The organism is Cellulomonas sp. H30R-01, from assembly GCF_010119915.1.
In the GTDB taxonomy this organism is placed as follows: domain Bacteria; phylum Actinomycetota; class Actinomycetes; order Actinomycetales; family Cellulomonadaceae; genus Cellulomonas; species Cellulomonas algicola.
In genome coordinates, this window is record NZ_CP048210.1 from 2,912,243 (window position 1) to 2,937,589 (window position 25,347).

23 protein-coding genes are annotated in these 25,347 nt (G+C 74.3%); 2 read left to right on the forward strand and 21 right to left on the reverse strand.

What is annotated here, in order from left to right; genetic code table 11:
* The first annotated feature begins 7 nt into the window (after positions 1–7).
* A complete protein-coding gene (locus GXP71_RS13045; RefSeq protein WP_162352992.1) occupies positions 8–3,457 on the forward strand; it encodes a hypothetical protein in 3,450 nt (1,149 codons plus the stop codon).
* Between the two features lie 53 nt (positions 3,458–3,510).
* On the opposite strand, the gene GXP71_RS13050 is transcribed toward GXP71_RS13045, so the two are convergent.
* Positions 3,511–4,980, reverse strand: coding sequence for an MFS transporter (locus GXP71_RS13050; RefSeq protein ID WP_162352993.1), 1,470 nt, complete (start codon positions 4,978–4,980; stop codon positions 3,511–3,513).
* Between the two features lie 377 nt (positions 4,981–5,357).
* Here GXP71_RS13050 and GXP71_RS13055 point away from each other — a divergent pair, with 377 nt between their 5' ends.
* Positions 5,358–6,575 carry a PP2C family protein-serine/threonine phosphatase gene (locus GXP71_RS13055; RefSeq protein ID WP_238402409.1) on the forward strand — a complete coding sequence of 406 codons (1,218 nt, stop codon included), beginning with the start codon at positions 5,358–5,360 and terminating at the stop codon, positions 6,573–6,575.
* A 78-nt stretch (positions 6,576–6,653) separates the two neighbouring features.
* Here the strand turns inward: GXP71_RS13055 and GXP71_RS13060 are convergent, their stop codons facing one another.
* From GXP71_RS13060 to GXP71_RS13155, 20 genes are all read right to left on the reverse strand, one after another.
* Positions 6,654–8,261 (reverse strand): methyl-accepting chemotaxis protein, encoded by a 1,608-nt coding sequence (locus tag GXP71_RS13060; RefSeq protein WP_162352994.1) that lies wholly within the window; start codon positions 8,259–8,261, stop codon positions 6,654–6,656.
* A gap of 151 nt (positions 8,262–8,412) precedes the next feature.
* On the reverse strand, positions 8,413–9,504 hold the full coding sequence (locus GXP71_RS13065; protein WP_162352995.1) for an acyl-CoA desaturase: 1,092 nt from the start codon (positions 9,502–9,504) through the stop codon (positions 8,413–8,415).
* A 6-nt stretch (positions 9,505–9,510) separates the two neighbouring features.
* The gene (locus tag GXP71_RS13070) at positions 9,511–9,966 is read right to left on the reverse strand and encodes a hypothetical protein (protein ID WP_124341201.1); all 456 of its coding nucleotides are present in this window, start codon (positions 9,964–9,966) and stop codon (positions 9,511–9,513) included.
* Positions 9,967–10,021: 55 nt separating this feature from the next.
* Positions 10,022–10,396 carry a lipopolysaccharide assembly LapA domain-containing protein gene (locus GXP71_RS13075; RefSeq protein WP_162352996.1) on the reverse strand — a complete coding sequence of 125 codons (375 nt, stop codon included), beginning with the start codon at positions 10,394–10,396 and terminating at the stop codon, positions 10,022–10,024.
* A 161-nt stretch (positions 10,397–10,557) separates the two neighbouring features.
* Positions 10,558–11,778 (reverse strand): hypothetical protein, encoded by a 1,221-nt coding sequence (locus GXP71_RS13080; RefSeq protein ID WP_162352997.1) that lies wholly within the window; start codon positions 11,776–11,778, stop codon positions 10,558–10,560.
* The gene (gene flhA / locus GXP71_RS13085) at positions 11,756–13,813 is read right to left on the reverse strand and encodes a flagellar biosynthesis protein FlhA (protein ID WP_124343329.1); all 2,058 of its coding nucleotides are present in this window, start codon (positions 13,811–13,813) and stop codon (positions 11,756–11,758) included. The genes GXP71_RS13080 and flhA overlap by 23 nt, the downstream gene beginning before the upstream one ends.
* The gene (locus tag GXP71_RS13090) at positions 13,810–14,979 is read right to left on the reverse strand and encodes a flagellar biosynthesis protein FlhB (protein ID WP_162354347.1); all 1,170 of its coding nucleotides are present in this window, start codon (positions 14,977–14,979) and stop codon (positions 13,810–13,812) included. The genes flhA and GXP71_RS13090 overlap by 4 nt, the downstream gene beginning before the upstream one ends.
* Before the next feature lie 47 nt (positions 14,980–15,026).
* Positions 15,027–15,788 (reverse strand): flagellar biosynthetic protein FliR, encoded by a 762-nt coding sequence (gene fliR, locus GXP71_RS13095; RefSeq protein ID WP_162354348.1) that lies wholly within the window; start codon positions 15,786–15,788, stop codon positions 15,027–15,029.
* Between the two features lie 10 nt (positions 15,789–15,798).
* Positions 15,799–16,071, reverse strand: a complete 273-nt coding sequence (gene fliQ, locus GXP71_RS13100) for a flagellar biosynthesis protein FliQ (RefSeq protein WP_124343582.1) — start codon at positions 16,069–16,071, stop codon at positions 15,799–15,801.
* Positions 16,071–16,820 (reverse strand): flagellar type III secretion system pore protein FliP, encoded by a 750-nt coding sequence (fliP, locus tag GXP71_RS13105; RefSeq protein ID WP_162352998.1) that lies wholly within the window; start codon positions 16,818–16,820, stop codon positions 16,071–16,073. The genes fliQ and fliP overlap by 1 nt, the downstream gene beginning before the upstream one ends.
* Positions 16,817–17,302, reverse strand: coding sequence for a flagellar biosynthetic protein FliO (locus tag GXP71_RS13110; RefSeq protein WP_162352999.1), 486 nt, complete (start codon positions 17,300–17,302; stop codon positions 16,817–16,819). Before GXP71_RS13110 ends, fliP begins: the two co-directional genes overlap by 4 nt.
* On the reverse strand, positions 17,302–18,009 hold the full coding sequence (gene fliN, locus GXP71_RS13115; protein ID WP_162353000.1) for a flagellar motor switch protein FliN: 708 nt from the start codon (positions 18,007–18,009) through the stop codon (positions 17,302–17,304). The genes GXP71_RS13110 and fliN overlap by 1 nt, the downstream gene beginning before the upstream one ends.
* The gene (locus GXP71_RS13120; protein ID WP_124343578.1) at positions 18,006–18,935 is read right to left on the reverse strand and encodes a flagellar motor switch protein FliM; all 930 of its coding nucleotides are present in this window, start codon (positions 18,933–18,935) and stop codon (positions 18,006–18,008) included. Before GXP71_RS13120 ends, fliN begins: the two co-directional genes overlap by 4 nt.
* A gap of 134 nt (positions 18,936–19,069) precedes the next feature.
* Complete coding sequence (locus tag GXP71_RS13125) at positions 19,070–19,582, reverse strand: flagellar basal body-associated FliL family protein (RefSeq protein ID WP_162353001.1); 513 nt, start codon at positions 19,580–19,582, stop codon at positions 19,070–19,072.
* Position 19,583: 1 nt separating this feature from the next.
* Positions 19,584–20,480, reverse strand: coding sequence for a flagellar motor protein MotB (locus tag GXP71_RS13130; RefSeq protein ID WP_162353002.1), 897 nt, complete (start codon positions 20,478–20,480; stop codon positions 19,584–19,586).
* Complete coding sequence (locus tag GXP71_RS13135; protein ID WP_124343575.1) at positions 20,477–21,262, reverse strand: motility protein A; 786 nt, start codon at positions 21,260–21,262, stop codon at positions 20,477–20,479. The genes GXP71_RS13130 and GXP71_RS13135 overlap by 4 nt, the downstream gene beginning before the upstream one ends.
* Positions 21,262–21,522, reverse strand: coding sequence for a flagellar FlbD family protein (locus tag GXP71_RS13140; RefSeq protein WP_370520941.1), 261 nt, complete (start codon positions 21,520–21,522; stop codon positions 21,262–21,264). Before GXP71_RS13140 ends, GXP71_RS13135 begins: the two co-directional genes overlap by 1 nt.
* Before the next feature lie 243 nt (positions 21,523–21,765).
* Complete coding sequence (rsgA, locus tag GXP71_RS13145) at positions 21,766–22,848, reverse strand: ribosome small subunit-dependent GTPase A (protein WP_162353003.1); 1,083 nt, start codon at positions 22,846–22,848, stop codon at positions 21,766–21,768.
* A 149-nt stretch (positions 22,849–22,997) separates the two neighbouring features.
* Positions 22,998–24,332 carry an NADP-specific glutamate dehydrogenase gene (gene gdhA / locus GXP71_RS13150; protein ID WP_162353004.1) on the reverse strand — a complete coding sequence of 445 codons (1,335 nt, stop codon included), beginning with the start codon at positions 24,330–24,332 and terminating at the stop codon, positions 22,998–23,000.
* A 10-nt stretch (positions 24,333–24,342) separates the two neighbouring features.
* Positions 24,343–25,347, reverse strand: a complete 1,005-nt coding sequence (locus GXP71_RS13155; protein ID WP_162353005.1) for an MvdC/MvdD family ATP grasp protein — start codon at positions 25,345–25,347, stop codon at positions 24,343–24,345.

A 25,347-nucleotide genomic window follows, 5' to 3' on the forward strand; every position in this document is an offset into this window, starting at 1 on the left:
TCAGGACATGGCGTCGCAGACCCTCACGCCCGCACGCACCGACGAGCCCGGCGACGCGCTCGCGACGAGCGGACCCGTGGACCTCGACGGCAGGCGGTTCTACCGGATCGCGTCGTACTCCGACCTCCCCCCGTTCTTCATGACGCTCGTCGGCGCGAGCGACCTCTGGCTGTTCGTCTCCAGCACCGGCGGCGTCACCGCCGGGCGCGAGCACGCCGACCGCGCGCTGTTCGCGTACGCCACGGACGACAAGGTCGCCGCGGGCGCCGGTCGCACGGGCGGGCTCACGCTGCTGCGCGTCGAGACTCCCGACGGCACGCGGGCGTGGCAGCCGTTCGCGGAGCGCCGCCCCGACGACCCGGCCGTCGAGCGGCACCTGTACAAGGACTACCTCGGCACGACGCTCGTCTTCGAGGAGACCCGCCCCGACGTCGGCGTGCGCGCCCGCGTCACGTGGCGGACGAGCGCGCGGTACGGGGTCGTGCGCGAGGTCGCGCTCACCGCGGTGGGCGGCGCGCCCGTGCACGCCCGCGTGCTCGACGGGTTCGTCGACCTGCTGCCCGCCGGCGTGACCGTGCAGACGCAGTCGGAGTTCAGCAGCCTGCTCGACGCCTACAAGCGCACCGAGGTCGACGCCGCGACGGGACTCGGGCTCGTCTACCTGAACTCGACGCTCACCGACAAGAGCGACCCGAGCGAGTCGCTCGCGGCGACGGTCGCGTGGCAGGTCGGGCTCGCCCCGGTCGCGCACCTCACGTCGACCCGGCAGGTCGCCGCGTTCGCCGACGGCCGCGCGGTCACCTCCGAGCCCGAGGTCCGCGGCGAGAAGGGCGCGTACCTGGTCGTCGCCGAGGTCGCGCTCGCGCCCGGCGAGACCCGGCGGTGGAGCGTCGTCGCGGACGTCGACCAGAGCGCCGCGGACGTGGTCCGGCTCCAGGGCGAGCTCGCCGACCACCCCGCCGCGGCCGCCGCGCTCGAGGCCGACGTCGCCGCGACGCGCGACCGGCTCGACCACCTCGTCGGCACCGCCGACGCCGCGCAGGTCACGGGCGACGAGCTAGCGTCGGCCCACCACGCCGCGAACGTCCTCTTCAACGTGATGCGCGGTGGCGTCTTCGTCGACGGCTACCGCGTGCCCGGCGAGGACCTGCGCGCGTTCGTCGCCCAGCGCTCGCCGCGCACCGCCGCGCGGCAGGCCGCCTGGCTCGACGCGCTCCCCGCGACCGCCGACCTCGACGCGCTGCTGGAACGCGCCGACGCGACCGGTGACCCCGACCTGCTGCGGCTCGTGCGCGAGTACCTGCCGCTCACGTTCAGCCGCCGCCACGGCGACCCGAGCCGCCCGTGGAACAAGTTCCAGATCGCGCTCACCGACGCCCAGGGCCGCACGCGCGTCGACTTCCAGGGCAACTGGCGCGACATCTTCCAGAACTGGGAGGCGCTGGCCTGGTCGTTCCCGGGCTACGTCGAGTCGATGGTCGCGGTGTTCCTCGACGCGACCACCGCCGACGGCTACAACCCGTACCGGATCTCGCGCTCGGGCATCGACTGGGAGGTCCCCGAGCCGTCGAACCCGTGGGCGAACATCGGCTACTGGAGCGACCACCAGATCGTCTACCTGGTGAAGCTGCTCGAGACGTCGCGGCGCTTCCACCCCGGCCGGCTCGACGCGCTCGTCGACCGCGCGCTGTTCACGCACGCCGACGTGCCGTACCGGATCGCCTCCTACGAGCAGACGGTCGTGGAGCCGATCGAGACGATCGCGTTCGACACGGCCGCCGAGGAGCGCGTGCAGCAGCGGGTGCGGACCGAGGGCGCCGACGGCCGGCTCGTGCACGGCGCCGACGGCGACCTCGTGCGCGTGTCGCTCGGCGAGAAGCTGCTGCTGCTCGTGCTCGCGAAGGTCGTCAACCTCGTGCCCGACGGCGGCATCTGGATGAACACCCAGCGCCCCGAGTGGAACGACGCGAACAACGCGCTCGTCGGCAAGGGGCTGTCCGTCGTGACGCTCGCCTACCTGCGTCGCGGGCTCACGCTCGCCCGCGACCTGCTCGACCGCGACCTCACGGTCACCGAGGAGCTCGCGGGGCTGCTCGCCGACGTGACCACCGCGCTCGACGCGCACACCGCGGCGGCCGACGGCGGGTTCGACGACGCGGGCCGACGCGCCGTCATGGACGCGCTCGGCGCCGCGGGCACCGCGTACCGCGAGCGCGTGTACGCCGGCTTCGGCGGCGCGCACCGGACGGTCGGCGCGGCCGACGTGCGGGCGTTCCTCGACGTCGCGCAGCGGTACGTCGACGCGGGGCTGCGCGCGAACCGTCGGCCCGACGGGCTGTTCCACTCCTACAACCTGCTCGACCTGCGCGGCGGCGTCGCGCGCGTCGGGCACCTGCAGGAGATGCTCGAGGGCCAGGTCGCGGTGCTGTCGTCGGGGCTGCTCACGCCCGCGGAGGCGCTCGGCCTCGTGCACGCGCTGCGCCGCAGCGCCCTGTACCGAGCGGACCAGCACTCCTACCAGCTCTACCCCGACCGCGAGCTGCCGACGTTCCTCGCGCGCAACACGATCACCCCCGCCCAGGCCGCGGGCGCGCCGCTGCTCGACGCGCTCGTCGCCGCGGGCGACACGACGCTCGTGCTGCGCGACGTGCGCGGCACGCACCGGTTCGCGCCGGGCCTGCACAACGCGCGGGACGTCGTCGCGGCCCTCGACGCGCTGTCCGCGGGCGCGCCCGGCGTGGCACCGCAGCAGGTCACCGACGGCCGCGCCGCGGTCCTCGACGTGTTCGAGCAGGTGTTCCGGCACGCCGAGTTCACGGGCCGGTCCGGGTCGTTCTTCGCGTACGAGGGGCTCGGCAGCATCTACTGGCACATGGTCTCGAAGCTGCTGCTCGCGGTGCAGGAGAACCACGAGCGGGCGGTCACCGAGAGCCTCGACGCGGCGGTCGTGCAGGGCCTGGCCGACGCGTACGAGGACGTCCGGCTGGGCCTCGGCTACTGCAAGTCGCCCGAGGTCTACGGCGCCTTCCCCGTCGACCCGTACTCCCACACGCCCGCCGGCCACGGCGCGCGCCAGCCGGGCATGACCGGGCAGGTCAAGGAGGAGGTCCTCACGCGGCTCGGCGAGCTAGGCCTGCGGGTCGAGGACGGCCGCGTCGTCGTCCGGCCCGTGCTGCTGCGCGCCGACGAGTGGACGACCGCACCGACGACGTTCCGCTTCCACGACGTCGCGCAGGCCGAGCAGACCCTCACGCTCGACGCCGGGTCGCTCGCGTTCACGTTCTGCCAGGTGCCGGTCGTCTACCGGCGCGGGTCGACGCTGCGGGTCGAGGCGACGCTGGCCGACGGCACGCGCGTGCCCGGCACCGACGGGGTGCTCGACGCCGACGTGAGCGGCCGGCTCTTCGCCCGGACCGGCGACGTCGTGCGCGTCGACGTCGAGGTCCCGACCACCTGACGGCACGGCCGGCGCCGCGACCCCGGCTCGTCCCGGCGTCGCGGCACGGGTCGTCAGGTGCGCGCGGCGGCCCCGTCGTCGGCCGACGTCGCGTCGTCGTGCCGCTCGGTCGGCGGCACCCCGACGCGCGGCGCGACGACCGCGGCGAGCACCGACAGCGCGACGGTCAGCCCGAAGGCCACGGCGAAGCCCGTCGTCCCGACGACGTCCTCACCCCCGCCCGTGCCGTGCCCACCCGCCGCCGACGACCCGGAGACGAGCGCGAACAGCACGCCGCTCACCGCGAGGGCGAGCGCGGCGCCCACCGCGTCGGCGATCGACAGCGCGGAGCTGTTGCGGCCCTGGGTCCCGGGGCCGGAGTAGCCGAGCAGCAGCACGTTGAGCCGCGACGACGCGAGCCCCATGCCGGCCCCGGCGAGCGTCCACGTCGTGACGAGCACCGCCGGGTGCAGCCCGGCCGCGGCCGTGAGCCACGCGCCGACGGTCGCGGCGACCACCAGGACGGTCCCGATGCGCACGGCGTCGCGGCTCAGGAGCCGCTGGCCGAGCCGCCCCTGCACGGCGGACATGCCGGACCACGCGAGCGCCGCGGTCGTGAGCGCGAGCCCGCTCGCGGCGGGTCCCCAGCCGTCGCGCGCGGCGAGCAGGTAGGGCACGTACGCCTGCGCGCCGAAGAACGCGCCGGACACCAGGAGACGTGTCGCCAGGACGCTCGGCAGGCCGGGCCGCGCGCGCAGCGACCCCGCCGGCAGGAGGGGCCGGACCGCGACGAGCGCGCCCACGCCCGCGACGGCGGCGAGCACCGCGGACGGCACGGCGGACAGCTCGACCGCGAGGTTGAGCGCGAGGACCGCGACGGCGACGACGACCGCGAGCAGCACCCGGACCCGCGCCTCGGCGGGGCTCACGTCGGACCCGCTCTCGGGCGGGCCCAGCGGTCGCAGCGTGCGCAGCAGGGGCAGGCTCGTCGGCACGACCAGCACGGCGACGGCGAGGAACACCCACCGCCACCCGGCGGTCTCCGCGATCACGCCCGCGACCGCCGGCCCGACCAGCGACGGCAGGACCCACGCGGCGGAGAACCAGGCGAAGGCCCGCGGGTGCAGCACCGGCGGGTACGCACGCGCGAGCGTGACGATGAGCGTGACGTTGACGGCGCCGCCGCCGAGGCCCTGCGCGAGCCGGCCGGCGACGAGCATCGGCATCGAGGCCGCGAGCCCGGCGACCACGAGCCCGACGACGAAGAGGACCGCGCCTGCGAGGAAGGGGCGGAACGGGCCGCTGCGGTCCGACCACGACCCGGCGACGACCATCCCGACGACGCCCGTCGCGAGCGGCCCGGCGAACGCGAACGCGTAGAGCGCGTGGCCGTCGAGCACGTCCGCGACGCGCGGCATGACGGTGGTGACGGCGAACGACTCGAACGCGACGAGGACGACCAGGGTCACGAGCGCCGCGGTCGTCGTGCGCCGCTCGCGCCAGAGCGCGTCGGTGGTGCGGGGGCGGTCGTCGGGCGGTGTCACCTGGCGACCCTAGCCCGCGGATCCGTTGCCGCGGGAAACGCATTTCCGCGCCGCGAGCCGTCCCGACCAGAGGGCCGGACGCCCCGTCCGGACGAGCAGTCCGGACATGCGGAAGGGCGGCCGGTACGCGACCGGCCGCCCTCCGCGAGGTGCGCACCGCATGACGCCTCTCGGCGCGTGGCCGCTCGTGGCGGCGAAGGGTAGAGCCCGGGGGTCATGGGCGGTGCGACACCCTCCACAACGGAGCGGCCCGGTCGGTCATTCCCGGCGTCCCGGACCTGCGGGGCGTGGCGGTGTCACGCGCCGCGGCGGCGTCGCGCCGACGGCGGCAGCACGCAGCGGGAGCGGCCGCACCCCCACGGACCTAGCGTGGCCCGATGACCGACGACCGCGACGCCCGCACCCTGGCCGCGCTCCGGGGCTTCCTCGACGAGGTCCACCTGGCGACGCCCGACGGGGTCGCGGAGGCCGCGAACCACGCGGCCGGTGAGCTCGGCTGGACCGCGCGGCTCTGGGTCGTCGACTACGAGCAGCGTCTCCTGGTCCCGATGCCGGCGCCGTCGCTGCCCGACGCGGACGCCGTCCCGATCACGGGGACGCTCGCGGGCCGCGCGTTCCAGCACGTCCAGCCGGTGCCGGCGTCCGGGGATCCGCTCACGCTGTGGGTGCCGCTCCTCGACGGCGTGCACCGGTTCGGCGTCGTCCAGCTCACGATGCCCGCGGGCACCGACGTCGACGACCCGCGCACGCAGGAGCGGTACGAGCTGCTGTGCCACCTGGTCGGCCACATGATCGCGGCCAAGAACCCGTACGGCGACTCGCTCGACATGCTCGCGCGCCGCCGTCCGCGGGCGGTCGCGACCGAGCTGCTCGCCGACCTGCTGCCGCCGCTCACGTTCGGCGCCGAGGGCCTCGTCGTCTCCGGCATCCTCGAGCCCTGCTACGACGTCGCCGCGGACGCGTTCGACTACGGCGTCGTCGACGGCACCGCGCACCTCGGCATCTTCGACGCGACCGGGCACGACCTGTCCGGCACGCTCGTCGCGGCCGTCGCCGTCGCGGCCTTCCGCAACAGCCGTCGCGAGCGCCGCACGCTCGCCGGCACCGCGGCGGCGATCGACGACGTCGTCCGTGACCAGTGGCGCGGTGCGCTCTTCGCGTCGGGCGTGCTCGCCGAGCTCGACCTCACGACCGGGCGCCTGCGCTACGTCAACGCGGGGCACCCCGTGCCGCTGCTCATGCGCGACGGCAAGGTGGTCAAGCGGCTCGAGGGCGGTCGACGCATCGTGCTCGGCCTCGGCGACGGGCAGATCGACGTCGCCGAGGAGAGGCTCGAGCCCGGCGACTGGGTCGTCTTCCACACCGACGGCGTCACCGAGGCGCGGGACGCCGACGGCACGTTCTACGGCGTCGAGCGGCTCACCGACCAGCTGCGCCGCTCCGCGGCGGCCGGCCACAGCGCGCCCGAGACGCTGCGTCGCGTCGTGCACGAGGTGCTCGACCACCAGCACGGGCAGCTGCAGGACGACGCGACGCTGCTCGTCGCGCAGTGGGCGACCCGCAAGGAGGAGGCGCTGCGCGCAGCACCGCGCTGAGCCCTCGCGCGCGGTCGGGCGGGGACCGGTCAGGCCCCCGCCCGGCGCAGCGCGACGTGTCGTGCCGGTCCGTCGTCGTCAGACGGTGAAACGCCCCACCAGCGCGTCGAGGCGCACGGAGTTGCGCGCGACCTCGTCCGCCGAGCCGCGGATCTGGTCGATGTGCCCGGCCGTGTACTGCGCGTTCTCGGCCATCGCGCGGACGTTGTCGGCGATCGTCGTGACGCCCAGAGCCGCGTCGGCGATGTTGGAGGTCATCTCCGACGTCGTGACGCTCTGCTCCTCGACGGCTCCCGCGATGCTGCTCTGGTGGTCGTTGACCTGGCCGATGACGTCGGTCGTCGTCGAGATCGCGGCGACCGCGTGCGCGACGTCGGACTGGATCTGCGTGATCCGGCCCGTGATCTCCTCGGTGGCCTTCGCGGTCTGCTGCGCGAGCTCCTTGACCTCGCCCGCGACGACCGCGAACCCCTTGCCCGACTCGCCCGCCCGTGCGGCCTCGATCGTCGCGTTGAGCGCCAGCAGGTTCGTCTGCTCGGCGATCGTGTTGATGAGCGCGACGACGCCGCCGATCGCGGCGGACGACTCGCCCAGGCGCCCGATGGTCGTGTTGGCGTCGTCCGTGCTGGTCACCGCGGTGTGGCCGGCGGTGTTCGCCTCGGCGGCGCTGCGCGCGATCTCCTGGATGGACGCGCCCATCTGCTCGCCCGCCACGGCGATGGTCTGGACGTTCGACGACACCTGCTCGGCGGCCGCCGCGGCGGAGGCGGCCTGCTGCGCGGCCTGCGTCGACTGCCGGGTCATCTCCCCCGTGATCGCCGACAGCTCCTGCGCCGCGGCGGACGAGGTGGCCGCGGTCTCGCCGATCTGGCGGACGAGCGCGGCGATGTTCGCGACGAAGCGGTTGAACACGCGGGCGAGGTCCCCGACCTCGTCGTCGCGCGCGCTGCTCACCTGCTGCGTGAGGTCGCCGTCGCCGTCCGCGATCTCCGTGAGCCGGGCGGTGAGGTCGCGGATCGGGCGCGTGATGCTGCGTGTGAGGAGGGCCGCGAGGACGACGACCAGTGCGACCGCGAGCGCCGAGCCGCCGACGATCACGACCTCGGTGGCGAGGGCTGCCCGGTCCGCCTCGGCGTCCCGGACGGTGAGGAGGGCCTCCTCGGCGCCGCCGATCTGGTCGAGCACGCCGCGGATCTGGTCCATGACGGCCTTGCCCGCGTCCGACATCACGATCTCCTGCGCGGCCTCGAAGCCGTCGGCGTCGCGGACGTCGATCGTCTGCTGCATCTCGTCGAGCTTCGCGGCGACCAGCGGCTCGAGCTCCTCGAGCCGTGCCTGCTGCGCAGGGTTGTCGGCCGTGAGGCTGCGCACCTCGGCGAGGTGCTCGCCGACCGCGGTCCGCGCGGCGGTGTAGGGCTCGAGGTAGGAGTCCGCACCCGTGATGAGGTACCCGCGCTGGCCCGTCTCGGCGTCCTTGAGCGACGACAGGATCGCGTTGTTCGCGCGGATGACGTCGTGGGTGTGGTCGACCCACGTGCTGCTGTCGACCAGCGCCCGGGTGTTGAGGAACGACACGACGCCGACGCCGATCATGAGGACGAGGGTGGCGACGAAGCCGGCGACGAGCCGGCGGCCGATGCTCCAGCGCCAGCGGCGCGGGCGGGTGGGGTGGGACTGGCCGGACACGATCACTGCTCCTGGGTCGGGGGGTGCACCCCTCCCTTCGGCCGCTGGTAGATCGATTCAAGTGGTCGCCCGGAGAATCTGTCGCGCGACCGGGACGCGTCGCACCCGCCCCACCGTGCCGTCGTCGGCGGGGGCAGCGGCAGGGGCCTGGCTACCGCGCGGACCGCAGCTCAGCGGCGAGCGGGCACTGGAAAGGGTCGCGCGCGGCGAGCCCGACGGCGTTCAGGTGCCGGACGACGATCCCGTAGGACTGCAGCAGGGTCGTCTCCGTGTACGGCACCCGGTGCTCGGCGCAGAACGCCCGCACGAGGGGCTGGACGCGCCGCAGGTTCGGGCTCGGCATGCTCGGGAACAGGTGGTGCTCGGTCTGGTAGTTGAGCCCGCCCATGAACAGGTCGGTCATGCGGCCGCCCCGGACGTTGCGGCTCATGAGCACCTGCCGGCGCAGGAAGTCGATCCGGGCGTCGCGGGGCACGAGCGGCATGCCCTTGTGGTTGGGCGCGAACACGGCCCCCATGTAGAGCCCGAACAGCCCGAGCTGGACGCCGAGGAACGCGAACGCCATCCCGACGGGCAGCAGCCAGAACACGAGCGCGAGGTAGCCGCCGAGGCGGAGCGTCACGAACGCGATCTCGACCGGCCGCCGCTTCACGGGCGCGCGGCCGAAGATCGTCTTCACGCCCGAGATGTGCAGGTTGAGCCCCTCGAGCAGCAGCAGCGGGAAGAACAACCAGCCCTGCCGCTGCGTCAGCCAGCCTGTGAGGCCCGTCCGGGGGGCCTTGAGGTCCTCGGTGTGGAAGACGATGACGTCGGTCGCGATGTCGGGGTCCGCGCCGATCTGGTTCGGCTTGGCGTGGTGGCGCGAGTGCTTGTGCTGCCACCAGCCGTAGCTCATCCCGGCAAACAGGTTCGCGATGACGAGGCTCGACCAGTCGTTCCACCGCCCGGACTCGAAGATCTGCCGGTGCGCGGCGTCGTGCCCCAGGAACATGACCTGGCCGAGCAGGACCGCGACGAGCGCGGCGATGACGAGCTGCCACCACGACGGCCCGACGACGACGAACGCGGTGAACGTCAGCGCCAGCAGCGCCGTCAGCACGAGGAACCGCACCCAGTAGTAGGCGTGTCGGCGACGCATGAGCCCGGTCTCCTGGACGGCCTTGCTCAGCGTCGTGAACTCGCTGACCTGGCGCTCGCGCGCGGACGGGGTGCGCGTGGTCGTGGCGAGCACGGGGGTGTCCACGGCGGCCTACTCGAAGCGGATCGTCGAGACGGCGGCGTGGGTCGCGTCGGACCGCCGTCGTTCCTCGACCACGCGGGCGTCGGCCGCGACGGCACGCTCGTCGCTCGCGGCGCGGAGCTCGCCGCCCAGGTCCCGCAGCATGGCGGCCAGCGCGGCGGCGAGGCCGTCACGGAGCTGGTCGAGGTTGGTGTTCTCGACGAGCAGGCGACGGTCGGAGACGGCGAGCCGGAGCGGCGGGCCGGTCGCACCGATCTGCTCGGCGAGCCGGCGCGCGGTCGCGGGGTCCTCGATGCGGGCGCGCTCGTCCCGGCCGACCTGGCGGGAGAACACGACCGGCACGGTGTACGTGGCGGGCTCGTCGGCGGTGCCGAGCTCGGCGGGGAGGCCGGACTCGAGGATCGAGAGCAGGTGCAGGTCGCCCGTCGAGGCGTCGGGTGCGTGCGGCTGGATGGCGGTGGTCATGATCGACCCCTTCGAGAAGACGAGGAAGGCGGTGGGGGGAGCCGCCCGGGAGGGTTCAGCGCGTCGGCGGCGTGGTGTGCCGGTCGGAACGGATGCGGCGACGCAGCTGGCCGATGCGCAGGGCACCGACGACGAGCGCCACGACACCGACGCCGAGGCCGGCGATGACGAGCACCAGCGCGAGGGGCGCGCTGCCGGCCATGCCGAGGAAGGCGACCTCGACGGGCGCGGTGTTCTGCATCATGAACACGACGAGTGCGACGAGGACGAGGGCGCCGACGCAGACCCCGAACCAGGCGGCGCTGGTGCGGCTGCGGACGGGCTTGCGCGCCCGAGCGCCGGGAACGGTGCGAGAGGGCCGGTCACCCAGCGGGAGCGGATGCTCGAGGTCGCTGGTGAAACGGGGCGTGGAGTTGCTCTGGACGGGCATGACGCCCTCCTTGGTGGTCCAAGGAGGGCGGGTCCTCGGCTGAGAGCCGGTTCATCCTGAGACTGCTTCGATCGTACGCCTGTTCGGTCACCCCGGCCTCCTGAACCGGCGTCGGGGGCGTCCCGCGGCCGACGACCGCGCGCTCGACCGGTCCGCGCGGCTCAGTCCCAGCGCGCCCGGTCGCCGAGGGCCTGGCTGAGCGCCGCGGCCCACGCGACCGGCGTCGCGGGGACGCCGTCGATCCACGCGACGGGCACGCCGACGGCCAGGGCGGCACCTGGCTCGGCGGTGTCCAGCAGGCCGCGCATCGCAACCGCGTCGACCCGGGGCGTGACCGACCGCAGCCAGCGGCGGGCGTCGGCGGTGCGCGTGCGCGCGTCGAGCACGGCCCACACGTGGTCGGCCTCGCACGCGGCGAGCAGCGAGCGTGCGAGCTCGCGGTCCTCGGGGTCGGCGCCGACCGTCAGCGCGACGACCCACGGGTGATCGGCGGACGGCGCGCCGGTCCGCCAGGCGGCGACCTGCTCGGCGCTCGACATCCGGCCGGGCGTGCGGCCACGCCCCCGACCACCCCGACCGGTGGGCGCCCCGGCGAGGCGCACGGCCTCGGCGGGCAGCCGCAGGCGTTCGGCGAGCAGCGCGGCGGCCGCGTCGGCGTCGTCGTCGGCACCGAGCACGACGAGCACGGACCCGGCCGTGCGCGGAGGCTGCGGCGCGGGCGGGACGTCCGCCAGGACGCCGGACAGCGTCACGTGCTCGCGGTCGAGCAGCGCGGCCGGCACACCGATCTCGGCGAGCGCGGCCCGCAGGTCGTGAGCGGCAGCGGGAGCCGGCGACGCGGCGGGCGCCACGACGGGGAACGTCACGGGCACGACGTCGACGGGCTCGCGCGGCGTCGGCACCTCGACGACGGGCTCGGCGACGGCGACGCGCGGGGTGACCGCCTGGAGCGCGCGGGCGGCGGGCGGGGCGGCCAGCCCCGGGTCGGGCAGCGGGTCGGCGGTCACCGCGCGCACCTGCTCGAGCACGTGTGCGAACGACGCCGCGTCGGGCTCGTCGTCGGAGCCCGCCCCCGCGCGCCCCGCTGCGACGCCGGCAGCCTCGGCCACCGCACCCCCGACCTCGTCCGCCTCGTCGGCCGCGGCCAGCAGCGCAGGCAGCCCGCCCGCGGGCACGGCGCGCAGCGCGGCGGGCCGGGCCTCCGGCGGCGGCGGCGGCACGTCGACGGTGATCTCGTACCGCTCGCGCGCGAAGAACCCGCCGATGCCGCCGCTGCGGACGCGCTCGGCGCGCACGACGCGTGCCTGCGGCCCGAACTCGGCGCGCACGTGCGCCATGAGCTCGGCGAGGCTGGTGCCCTCAAGCAGCAATCGCGTGGTCACCGCGCACCACCCCCACGGTCTCGACGGTCAGCCCGCCACCGGTCACCTCGGCGTAGGACAGGACGGGCAGGCGCGGCAGGCCGAGCGCGACGAGCCGGCGCAGCGCGGGCCGCACGACGGGCGCGCACACGAGCACGACCGCCCGCCCGTCGGCCTCGGCCTCGGCGACGGCCGCGCGGAGCTGGTGCAGCACGGACTCGACGCGCGACGGGTCGACGAGCAGCTGCGTGCCGCCGTCGCCGGGCCGCAGCGACTCGACGAGCTGCTGCTCGAGGCCGGGGTCGAGCGTGAGGACGCGCAGCGTGCCGTCCTGCGCGTGCTGCGCCGCGAGCGCGGGGCCGAGCGCGGCGCGCGCGGCCTCCACGAGCCCCTCGGGGTCGGTCGACAGCTTGGCGCGCAGCGCGAGCGCCTCGTAGATGCGGCCCAGGTCGCGGATCGGGACCTCCTCGGTGAGCAGGCCCTGCAGGACCCGCTGGACCTCGCCGAGCGACAGCAGCGACGGGACGAGCTCCTCGACGACCGACGGGTTGACCTTCTTGACCGACTCGGTGAGGACGCGGACGTCCTCGCGGCCGAGCAGGCGCGCAGCGTTCTGCGTGATGAGCGCACCGAGGTGCGTGATGAGCACGGACACCCGGTCGACGACGGTCGCGCCGGACATCTCGGCGGCGTGCCGCAGCTCGGACGGCACCCACTTGCCGGGCAGGCCGAACACGGGCTCGTGCACGACCGTCCCGGGCAGGGCACCGAGGTCGTCGCCGAGCGCGAGCATCGACCCGGCGGGCGCCTGCCCGCGGCCGACCTCCACGCCGGCGATCTTCACGACGTAGGTGGCCCGCGGCAGGTCGACCGAGTCCCGGGTCCGCACGGGCGGCACGACGATGCCGAGCTCCATCGCGGTCTTGCGGCGCAGGCCGCGCACGCGCGCGAGCAGGTCCTGGTCCGGGCCGGAGCCGACGAGGTCGACCAGGTCGGGCGCGAGCAGGATCTCGAGCGTGTGCACGCGCATGTCCTCGATGAGCTGCTCGGGGGTGTCCGTGGGCGGCGCGGTCACGGACGCGGCGGGCTTCGTGAGCGCCGCGGCGGCCTCGCGGGCCTCGCGCGCCTTGACCCGCTGCGCGACGAGCAGGAGCGTCGCGCCGACGAGCATGAACGGCAGCTTCGGCATGCCCGGCAGGAGCGCGAGCGCGATCGCCCCGCTGCCCGCGATGAGCAGCGCGGTGCGCGACTGGCCGAGCTGCTTGGCGGCGGCCGTGCCCATGTCGCCCTCGGCGGTCGCGCGGGTGACGACGATGCCGGTGGACACCGACAGCAGCAGCGCGGGGATCTGCGTGACGAGGCCGTCGCCGATGGTCAGCAGGCTGAACCGCTGCAGCGCGTCCCCCGCGGACATGCCCATCTGCACCATGCCGATGACGAAGCCGCCGACGAGGTTGATGACCGTGATGACGATGCCCGCGATCGCGTCGCCCTTGACGAACTTCGAGCCACCGTCCATGGCGCCGTAGAAGTCGGCCTCGGCAGCCACGTCGGCGCGGCGGCGGCGCGCCTCGTCCTCGTCGATGAGGCCCGAGTTGAGGTCGGCGTCGATGGCCATCTGCTTGCCGGGCATCGCGTCGAGCGTGAACCGCGCGCCGACCTCGGCGACGCGGCCCGCACCGTTCGTGATGACCGCGAACTGGATGACCACGAGGATCAGGAAGATCACGAGGCCGATGACGAGCGACCCGCCGATGACGAAGTGCCCGAACGCCTCGATGACCTGGCCCGCGTAGCCGTCGCGGAGCACGAGCCGCGTCGACGCCACGTTGAGGCCGAGCCGGAACAGCGTGAACACCAGGATCAGCGACGGGAAGACGGAGAAGTCGAGCGGCCGCTTGACGTACATCGAGGTCAGCAGGATGACGAGCGACGCGGTGATGTTGACGGCGATCAGCACGTCGAGCAGCGCGGCGGGCAGCGGCACGACGAGCAGCAGCACGATGCCGACGACGCCGGCGGGCACCGCCATGGGCGCGATGGACCGGGACTTCATCGGGTGGTCTCCTGACCGGTGGAGGTCTCAGCGGGGTCGGTGGGGGCGGCGGGCCGGCGGCCGGCGCGTGCGGCGTCGCGCACGGCGGCCCGCGCGGCCGCGCGGTGGTCGGTGGTGTCGTCCGCCGGCAGCGTCGAGCCGCCGGGGACGCGGTGCTGACCCGAGCCGGCGCCGCGGCGCCGCAGGGCCATGACGAACGCGAGCACGCGGGCCACGGCGGTGAACAGGTGCGCGGGGATCTCCTGGCCGAGCTCGCACGCGGCGTGCAGCGCACGCGCGAGCGGGACGTCCTCGACCATCGGGACCTGCGCGTCGGACGCGGCGGACCGGATGCGCGCGGCGACCGCGCCGGCACCCTTCGCGACGACGCGCGGGGCGCCCGTGCCCGGCTCGTAGCGCAGCGCGACGGCGACGTGCGTCGGGTTGACGAGCACGACGTCGGCGTTCGCGACCTCGGCCATCATGCGGTTGCGGCTCATCTGCAGCTGCTTCGAGCGGATCGCGCCCTTGAGCATCGGGTCCCCCTCCGTCCGCTTGTGCTCCTCCTTGACCTCACGGAGCGTCATGCGGGTCTGCTTGCGGTTGCGGCGGAAGACGACGGCGACGTCGGCGATCGCGAGGATCACGCCGGCGGCGATGCCGGTCCGCAGGAGCGTCGAGGTGCCGTCGGAGGCGATGCCGAGCAGGTGCGACAGGGGCAGCCGGCCGGACGCGAGGAGCGTCGGCACGAGCGCCTGCAGCGCGACCAGCAGGACGAGCGCGACCGCGGCCGTCTTGAGCAGCGTCTTGGTGCCCTGCCACCACGCCTGCCCGCCGACGAGCCGGGACGCGATGCCCTTGGGCTTGAGGTGCTCGGCGTGCAGGCGCAGGCGGTGCAGGTGGATGCCGCCCTGCGCGGCGCTCACGGCGATCGCGGTGATGACGCCGACGACGAACAGCGGCGCGAGCGTCGTGACGACCGTCATGAGCGCGTCGCCGAGCACCTGCACGACGTCGGTGCCGTCGGGGTCCGCAGCCGCGTCGCGCACCATGGCGAGCTGCCCGATCGCGGCCGCCCTGCCGTTGTCGAGCACGAGCGGCAGCACCGCGGCGGCGGCGCCGAGGCCGACCCACGCGGCGAGGTCCTGCGACCGGCCGAGGCCGCCCTTGCGGCGGACCTCCTTCATCCGCTGCGGGGTGGCCTTCTCGGTCCTGTCCTGCCCGTCGTCGCCGCTCACGGGATCACCACCCCCAGCATCTGCTCGACGGAACGCCCCGTCAGGGCCTCCATCACGGTCGGCAGGGCCAGGAACGCGAGCGAGCCGAAGACGAGCGTGAGCAAGATCTTCAGCGGGAAGCCCATCGCGAACGCGTTGAGCGCGGGCGCGACGCGCGTGAGCAGCCCGAGGCCGACGTCGGCGAGGAACAGCACGACGATGAGCGGCCCGGCGATCTGCAGCGCCGCGAGGAACATCTGCGTGAGGCCGTCGGTGAGGGTGTGCCCGAGCGCGGCGGGGTCGAGCATCGCGCCCAGCGGCAGCGCGTCGAACGTCCGGACCAGCCCGGCGAGGACCACCTGGTACCCGTCGGACGCGAACAGCAGCACCATCGCGGTCATCTGGTACAGCCGCCCGAACGGGCCGCCGCTGGTCTGGCTCATCGGGTCGTACGCGGTCGCGAGCTGGAAGCCGCCGAACAGGTCGACCAGCGACCCGGCCGACTGCACCGCGGAGAAGACGAGCGAGACGAGAAACCCGAGCGCGGCGCCGATGACGGCCTGGCCGACGAGCGACCCGACGAACGCGGGCGTCGTGTCGGACGGCAGCGGGTCGAGCCGCGGCGACACGGCGAGCGCGATCCCGAGCGCGAGCGCGACCTTGATCGTGGCCGGCACGGCACGCTGCGAGAACGGCGGTGCGATCACGAGGAACGCGGCGACCCGCACGCTCGCGAGCATCGTCGTCTCCACCGCCCCGACGGGCAGGGCGATGCTGATCGGGTCCACGTCAGCCGCCGACGAGCGCGGGGATGCGGTCGAACAGCTCGTGCGTGAAGGTGACGAGCTCGGAGATCATCCAGTGCCCGCACACGACGAGCGCGATCGCGGCGGCGATCGCCTTGGGCACGAAGCTGAGCGTCACCTCCTGGATCTGCGTCACCGACTGCAGCAGGGAGATGACGAAGCCGACGACGAGCGCCGTGACGAGCACGGGTGCGGCGAGCTTGGCGGCGAGGACGAGCGCGTCGACGCCGACGTCGAGGACCGCGGTGGTGTCCATCAGCCGCTCCCCACGTAGGAGCCCACGAGGGACGTGACCACCAGCCCCCAGCCGTCCACGAGGACGAACAGCAGGATCTTGAACGGCAGGGAGATCATCACGGGCGGCAGCATCATCATGCCCATCGACATGAGCGACGCCGAGACCACCAGGTCGATGACCAGGAACGGCACGAAGATGACGAAGCCCATGATGAACGCGGACCGCAGCTCGGAGAGCAGGAACGCGGGGGCGAGCGTCGTGAACGGCACGTCCTGCGGCGACGCCGGGTTCTCCTGCTGCGCGGCGCGGGTCAGCAGCGCGAGGTCCTGCTCGCGCGTGTGGCCCAGCATGAACTCGCGCAGCGGCCCGGAGCCCGCGTCGACGGCCTGCGAGAACGTCAACGACCCGTCGAGGTAGGGCTGGACCCCGATCGCGTTCACGTCGCTCACGGTCGGCGCCATGATGAACAGCGAGAGGAACAGCGCGAGCCCCGCGAGGACCTGGTTGGGCGGCACGCCCTGCAGGCCGAGAGCGTTACGGGTGAACGACAGGACGACGAAGATCTTCGTGAAGCTCGTCGTCATGAGCAGCAGCGCGGGCGCGACCGACAGCAGCGTGATCGCGAGCAGCACCACGATCGAGCTGCTGGGCGTCCCGTTGACGCCGTTGACCGCGACGGTGACGGTGTCGCCCACCGCGGGCGCGTCGGGCGCCGTCGGCGGCGTCGGGGCGAACCAGGTGACGGCGAGCGTGGTGAGCGTGCTCATCGGCGCACCGTGCGGTCCTGCAGCGTCCGCACGGCCTGCCGCCACGTCGCGGGGTCGAGCACCGAGCCGTGCAGCGCGCCGTGCTTGACGTCGCCCAGCGGCAGGTCGACCGGCGGGCGCGCGTCGCCCGCGGGGCGCGGGCGCGGCACGTCGGCGTCGACGACCTTCTTCGCGACGGGCGCGGGCTTGGTGGGCGCCGCCGCGGGCGGGGTGTGCACCTCGACGACGGGCGCGAGCTCGGTGAGGAACGTGACCTGCTGCTCGCCGTACCCGACGAGCAGGCGGCGCGACCCGACGGCCACGACCGCGACACCGGCGTGCCGGCCGACGGACTGCCGGCCGACGACCTGGACCTGCGGCTCCTTGGAGCGCGCGCTGCCCGCGGCACGCCCCGCCCCCCACCGGCGGCCGACCCACCACACGAGGCCGACGACGGCCGCGAGCGACAGGACGACGCGCAGGAGCAGCATGACGGAGTCCATCAGTCGTCCGAGCCGCCCGCGTCCGTGCCGGCCACGATCTCCGTGACGCGGATGCCGTACACCTCGTCGACCACGACGACCTCGCCGCGCGCGACGAGGCGCCCGTTGACGAGCACGTCGGCCGGGCTGCCCGCGGTGCGGTCGAGCTCGAGCACCGCACCGGGCGCGAGGTCGAGGACCTGCTTGACGGACAGGCGCGTGCGCCCGATCTCCGCGGTGAGCGTCATCTCGACGTCGTAGAGCATGCGCAGGTTCGTCCGCGGCGTCGGGACCTGCGACGTCGTGGGTCCCGCGACCTTGGCGCTGCGCACGCGCACCGCGAACCACGCGGCGGGCGCGGCACCCTCGGCGGCGAGCGCGAACACCTCCGCGTCCTCCGCGAGCACCTCCGCGACCGGAGCGGGCCGCACGGTCTCGAGGACGCCCGCACCGAGCGTGCGCGACGCCGCCTCCAGCGCGGGACGCAGCGCGTCCGCGAGCTCGAGCGGCACGCTCGACGACGCGACGGCCTCGGTCACCGCGTCGCCCGCGACAAGCACGAGCTCGGCGCTCGGCGAGCCGACGAACGACGCGACGAGTGCCGTCGCCCCCGCCGGGACGTCCCGGTGCGAGCCGCCCACCGCGGCGAGCGGCAGCGCCGAGGGCACCAGGGCGGCCGCGGCGTCGGCGGCGGTCTGGCCCGTGAGGGCGTCGGTGGTCTGGGTCATGCGGGGATCTCCTCGACGGTGACGACCTGGCAGGCCAGTCGGGGCCCGTGGGTGCCGGCGGCGCCACGGGCGAGCACGATCCCGTCGACGACCACGTCCAACGGGTCGGTCGACGGGTGGGACAGGGGCAGCACGTCGCCGACGGCGAGGTCGAGGACGTCGCGCGGGTGCACGGTGACGGGCCGGAAGCGGACGGCGACGTCCACGGGGACGCCGTGCACGGCCCGCTCGAGGTCGCCCTGCGCGGTCGCGACGGCGCGCTGCTCCTCGTCGGAGCGGGCGTCGCTGCCCTCGGACGAGCGCAGCGCGCCCAGCAGCAGGTCGGACGGCAGCATGAGCGTCATGCGGTCCTCGCGGTCGCCCACGCGCAGCAGGAACGCGGCGACGAGGACGGTCTCCTGCGCGGCGACGACCTGCACGAACTGCGGGTTGTACTGCACGGAGCGCAGAGTCGCGGACATCGACGTGAGGCCCGCGAACGCGTAGTCGAGGTCGCCGATCGCGTGCTGCAGGACGTCCTTGACGAGGGTCCACTCGATCTCGGTGAGCTCGCGGCCCTCGCGCTCGTCGCCGCGGCCGTCGCCGCCGAACAGGTAGTCGATCCAGACGAGGGCGGCACCGACGGGCATCTGCAGGACGGCGGGCTGGCGGCTCGGCTCGAGCGTGCACAGGACCATCGCCGTGGGCGACGGCAGGCCGCCCGCGTACTCGTCGTAGGTCCGCAGCTCCAGGTCCTCGAACGTCACCTGGCTGACGACGCGCAGGCGCGCGGTGAGCTGGGTCGCGAACTGCCGGGCGAGCCGCTGGAACGCCATCTCGAGGTGGCGCGCGTGCTCCCGGGCGAGGGTGAGCGGTCGACGGAAGTCGTACGGCTCGGGCTCGGCGGTGCGCACCCGACGGGCGGGCTGCGGCGCAAGGGGTGTCACGACCGCCCTATCGGCGGGCGCGCAGGGGTGCTGAGCGAAACCCCTGACTTCATCCCCTCCGTCGCCTCGTGCGACGGACTGCGGGGCGGTGCGGGCACCCTCCGTGGTGCCCTGGGTCGCCGGCTGCGGCCGGCCTACTGCGTGACGTAGTTCGTCAGGTAGACGTCCATCACCTCGCCCTCGTACGCCTCGACGAGCGCGTGCGCGAGCTGCTCCTTGAGCGCCGCGCGGCTGGTCGGGTCGGAGATCTCGGCGACCGACCGGCCCGAGAACAGCTCGATGGCCAGGTCGAGCGCGCGCGCCGGGTCGGGCGACTCGTGCGCGTCCTTGGTCAGCTGCAGCGCGAGGCCCAGCCGCAGGTAGTGCCCGTCGGCCAGGTTGAGGCTGATCGGCTCGACCTGCACGACCTCACCGGCCTCGGGCGCGGGCTCCTCGGCGGGGGCGCCGTCGCCCTGGAAGAACAGGAACCACGCGGCGGCCGCCGCGGCGAGGACCACGACCACGGCTCCGATGACCAGGAGCTTCTTCGACGGCAGGCGCCGCTTCTTCGGCTCGGGCTCGGGCGCCGGCGCGGGGGCCGCGGACGCGTTCCCGCCGATCTTGGCGCCGATCTTCGGGCCCGAGATGACCCGCTGCTCGATGGGCACGTCAGCCTCCCTGGGTCAGTGACGGCAGCAGCGCGCGGACCTGCTCGGGCGCGTTGCTGAGGACGACGAGGTCGACGCGGCGGTTGGCCGCGAGCGCCTCCGGGCTGTCACCCGCGACGAGCGGGCGCGTGTCGCCGAACCCGACGGCCATGATCCGGCCGCCCGGCATGCCGTCGACCTCGACGAGGTGCCGCAGCACCTGGGTGGCCCGGTCGGACGACAGCTCCCAGTTGGTCGCGTACCGCCCGGAGACCGGGATGACGTTGGCGTGCCCCTCGACGGAGATGTTCTCGCCGATGCCGACGAGCAGCGGCGCCGCGACGTCCAGCACGCGGTTCGCGGTGTCCGTGAGCTCGGCGCGCGCGGGGGCGAAGAACACGTCGTCGGCGACGAGGCCCAGCACGAGGCCGCGCTCGTCGATCCGCATGCGCACCGCGCTGTCCAGCCCGTTCGCGGCGAGCGCCTGCATGATGCGCGCCTCGAGGTCCTGCAGGTGCGCCGCCTCGGCCTGCGCGGCCGCGAGGACCGCGGGGTCGACGGACTCCTGCGGCGTCTGCGTGGTGGGGGTCATCGGGTCGGCGGCCTGCAGGCCGAGCCCGCTGTCCGCGCTCACCATGCCCGCGGAGCCGTCGGCGGGGGTCGTGTCCTTGTGCACGGTCGCGCCGTCGAGGTTCCCCGACGTGCCGTCGAGCACCGACGGCGACGTCGTGGTGTCCATGAACCCGGCCGCGAGCGAGTCGCGCAGCGCGATGTACTTCTCCTGGTCCACCTGGCTGATCGCGAACAGCACGATGAACAGCGCCATGAGGACCGTGATCATGTCGGAGTAGCTCACGAGCCAGCGCTCGTGGTTGACGTGCTCCTCCTCGACGTGGCGCCGCGGCCGCCGCCCGCTCATGCGGCCCTCGACTTCGCCTTGGCGTCCTTGCCCTCGGGCACGTCGGGCAGGAGGCTGCGCAGGCGCTCGCCGACGAGGCGCGGGTTCGCGCCCGCCTGGACCGACAGCAGCCCTTCGAGCGTCATCTCCATCTGCGTGCACTCCAGGTCGGAGATGCGGCGGATGCGCGTGCCCAGCGGGAGCCACACGACGTTGGCCGAGAGGATGCCCCACAGGGTCGCGACGAACGCGGCGGCGATCGAGTGCCCCAGCGACGCCGGGTCGGCCAGGTTCTCGAGCACGTGCACGAGCGAGACGACCGTGCCGATGATGCCGATGGTGGGCGCGTAGCCGCCCATGTCCTGGAAGTACTTGGCGTGCGCACGCTCACGGGTGCGCTTCGTGGCGATCTTGTCCTCGAGGATCATGCGCAGGTCCTCGGGGTCGGTGCCGTCGATCGCGGCCTGCAGCCCGGCACGCAGGAACTGGTCGTCGATCGTGCGCGCGGCGTCCTCGAGCGCGAGGAGGCCCTCGCGCCGGGCCCGGTCCGCGAGGCTCACGAGCGTGTCGACGGTCTCCGACGGGTCGGGGATGCCGCTGCGCAGTGCGCGCGGGACGGCCGCGAACGACTCCTTCGCGTCGCGCAGGGTGTGCCCCGCGAGGCCCACGCCGATCGTGCCGACCCACACCAGCAGCAGCGGCGCGGGCAGCATGACGGACATGGGGTCCGCGCCCTCGAGGATCATCGCCCCGAAGATCGCGACGAGGGCGACGACGATCCCGATGATGCCTGCCGGGTCCATCACACGCTCCTCGGTCGCAGCGGCACCGCCGGCGCGATCGGCGCCTGCGTGGTCCGGTCGTCGTCCTCGAGGTCGGGGACGAGCCCGATGTGCGGCGACGACTGGATCTCGCGCGCCCGGGCGAGGATCGAGGCGCGGTGCTCGTTGATGCGGTCGATGACCTCGGGCAGCGACTCGGTGACGATGTACTTCGTCCCGTCGATGAGCGTGAGGATGGTGTCCGGCGCAGAGTCGATGCGCTGGACGAGGTCGGGGTTCACCCCGATCTGTCCTCCGTTGAGGCGCGTCACGACGATCACTGCGGCACCCGTCCCTGGTCACCTGGTCCTGCAGGCGGCTGTCGCCGCCCCGGGCCCGTCCGTGGGCCCTGTGCTCATCTGATCGGTCGGGCTCCGCGAGGTGTGAGGGTTTGCGCGCGATCCGTCGCGATCGCCCTGGTCAGCACCGGTCGCCGGCCGGTCGGGCGCCGGTGCCGCGCGGTCGCGCGTCGGTCGTGCGCCCCGTCAGGACCGGGGACGGCCCGGGCCGCGCATCCCGCGCTGGTACTCCTTGGTGACCTTCTTCCACCGCGCACGCTCCTCGGCGGCGAGGCGCGCGTCGACGCGGCGCGCCTGGTACGCGGCCTCGCGCTCGAGGCGCCGGTAGGAGTCGAGCCGCCGGGGCGCCAGGTCGCCGGACTCGAGCGCCGCACGGACCGCGCAGCCGGGCTCCTGCTCGTGTCGGCAGTCGGAGAACCGGCAGGCGGCCGCGAGCTCCGCGACGTCGGAGAACGTGGCGTCGAGCGCGTCGGCGTCGGCCACCACGCCGACGCCGCGGATCCCGGGGGTGTCGACGAGCATCGCACCGTCGGCCAGCGGGACGAGCTCGCGGTGCGTCGTGGTGTGCCGGCCCTTGCCGTCCGAGCGGCGGTCGCCGACGTCCATGACCGGCCGTCCGGCCAGGGCGTTGACCAGCGTCGACTTGCCCGCACCCGACGGACCGACGACGACGAGCGTGTGCCCGGGTCGGACGACGTCCTGCCGGAGCGCGTCCAGCCCACGCCCGTCCTGCGCCGACACGGCGTGCACGTCGACCGCGAGCGCGACGCGCGCGACGTCGGCGGCCATGCCGTCGGGGTCGGGCACCAGGTCCGCCTTGGTGAGCACGACGACGGGTCGGGCGCCCGACCGCCAGGCCAGCGTGAGGAGCCGCTCGACGCGGCCCAGGTCGGGGTCCGGGTCGAGGTGCTCGACGACGAGGACCGCGTCGACGTTCGCGGCGAGCGCCTGGGTGCGGGAGGTCTCGCCCGCGGTGTCGCGCACGAGCGCGGTGGTCCGCGGCAGCATCGTCGCGACGCGCGGGCCGTCGGGGGTCTCGTCGAGGAGCAGCCAGTCCCCCACCGTCGGGGGTGTGCGGCCCTCGTCGCCGGCGACGCAGCCGTCGCGGTCGAGGGGCACGCGCCGCGGCTCGTCGGGCGCGTCGACGGCGCCGGGCGGGCGCTCGTCGAGGGGTACGAGCGCCTGCGCGGGCAGCACGAGGACCGCGCCCCGGTCGGCGCGGACCACGCGCACCGCCCCCGCGGGGACCGTGTCCGGTTCGGTCGTCATCGGGCCGACGGTAGGCGCGCCCGCGACGGGCGGGCCACGGATTTGGCGGCCGGGGACCGCCCGCGCACCGTCCGACGTCCGGCTCCGACGTCCGGCTCCGCCGACCGGCCGCGGTCGGCCGTGCCGTCGACCGGTCCGGGGACCTGCGGTCAGACCACGCCGAGGGCGAGCATCGCGTCGGCGACCTTGGTGAACCCCGCGATGTTCGCACCCGCCACGTAGCTGCCGGGCTGGCCGTACTCGTCGGCCGTCGCGAGGCACCGGTCGTGGATGCCGTGCATGATCCCCGCGAGGCGCTGCTCGGTGTAGTCGAACGTCCACGCGTCGCGGCTGGCGTTCTGCTGCATCTCGAGCGCGGACGTCGCGACACCGCCCGCGTTGGCCGCCTTGCCGGGCGCGAACAGCACGCCGGCCTCGGTGAGCAGCGCGACGGCGGCGGGCGTCGTGGGCATGTTGGCGCCCTCGGACACCGCGAGGACGCCGGAGCGCACGAGCGCGGCGGCGTCGTCCTCGTCGAGCTCGTTCTGCGTCGCGCACGGCAGCGCGACCTCGGCGCCGACCTCCCAGACGCGGCGGCCGGGCACGAACGTCGCGCCGCGACGCTCGGCGTAGACGGACACGGGCAGGCGCTCGGCCTCGCGGACCTGCTGGAGCAGCGGGAGGTCGATGCCGCGCTCGTCGAGCACGTACCCGGTCGAGTCGGAGCACCCGACGACGTGCCCGCCGAGCTGCTGCGCCTTCTGGATCGCGTACTGGGCGACGTTCCCGGCGCCCGACACGACGACGCGGCGGCCGTCGAACGACTGGCCGCGGGTGCCGAGCATGCGCTCGGCGAACAGGACCGTGCCGTAGCCGGTGGCCTCGGTGCGGACCAGGGAGCCGCCCCACGACAGGCCCTTGCCTGTGAGGACGCCGGCCTCCCAGCGGTTGGTGATCCGCTTGTACTGGCCGAACAGGTAGCCGATCTCCCGGCCGCCGACACCGATGTCGCCCGCGGGCACGTCGGTGTGCTCGCCGAGGTGGCGGTACAGCTCGGTCATGAAGGACTGGCAGAACCGCATGACCTCGCCCTGGCTGCGGCCGCGCGGGTCGAAGTCCGAGCCGCCCTTGCCGCCGCCGATGGGCATGCCGGTGAGCGAGTTCTTGAAGACCTGCTCGAAGCCCAGGAACTTGACGATGCCGAGGTAGACCGACGGGTGGAACCGCAGGCCGCCCTTGAACGGGCCGAGCGCCGAGTTGTACTCGACGCGGAAGCCGCGGTTGATCCGGACGCGGCCCTCGTCGTCGACCCACGGCACGCGGAAGATGATCTGCCGCTCGGGCTCGCACAGGCGCTCGAGGACGGCGGCGTCGACGTACTGCGGGTTCTTGCGCAGGACCGGCTCGAGGCTCTCGAACACCTCGCGCACGGCCTGGTGGAACTCGCGCTCCCCGGGGTTGCGTCGCAGGACCTGGTCGAGGATGTCGGCGAGCTGCTCCTTCATGGGGTCATGGTCACACGGCGGCACCGGTGCGTGAGGCAACCGTCTCACCGGCTCCGGCACGGGCTCCGGTGCGGGCGTCGAGGCGGACCAGCAGGTCGGCCAGGGCCGCGGAGATCGGCAGCCCGGTCGCGAGCTCGACGAACAGCCACTGCCCCGCCGGGTTCACCTCGAGGAACACGTGCTCACCGTCGGGTGCGACGCGGAAGTCGGCCGCGCCGTACCGCAGGCCCAGCGTCGCGACGAGGTCGACCAGCCGGCGCTCGACGTCGTCGGGCAGCCGGTGGGTGCTGATCGGCGCGTTCATCGTGTCGATCCGGAAGTCGAACTCGTACGCCGACCGGTCCGCGCGGATCTCCGCCGCGAAGACCTGGCCGTCGACGACGGTCGCCCGCACGTCACGGCCACCCGGGACGAGCTCCTGGAAGATCACCGGCGCGAACCTCACCGCGTCGATCATCTCGACGTCCTCCGCGCGGACCGGCCGGGTCTCGCGCCAGGTGCGCGGCGTCGCGGAGAACGACTTGTAGACGACGCCGGACGGCTCCGAGCCGACGAAGTCGCGCGCCTGCGCCGGGTCGTTCGTCATGCACGTGCGCGGGACGCGCAGGCCCAGGCGGGCGGCGAGCTGGAGCTGCCGCATCTTGCGCGACGCCACCTCGTCGCGGTCCGGGTCGTTGACCCACTCCGCGTCCATGCAGGCCCACAGGCCCGCGACCATCGCGGCGCACTCGCCGTGCGCGAAGCCGCGGTCGTGCGGGCGCGTCACCTCGTCGTGCAGGACGAACGGCTGCGGGCGACGCCACCACACGGCGCCGACGTCCGCGAGGTCGAGCGTGCCGTCGGTGTCCGCCCACGTGCCCGTCCACGTCCCGTCGGGACGCTGGCGGGTCGTGAGCGCGGCCGACGTGGGCACGCGTGACGTGTCGAGCAGCCGGTGCCCGGCACCTCGCTGGTCGAGGTGCCGGGCCACGGTCTGCGTGTGCAGGTCGCCCGCGTGGGAGACGATGCCGATCAC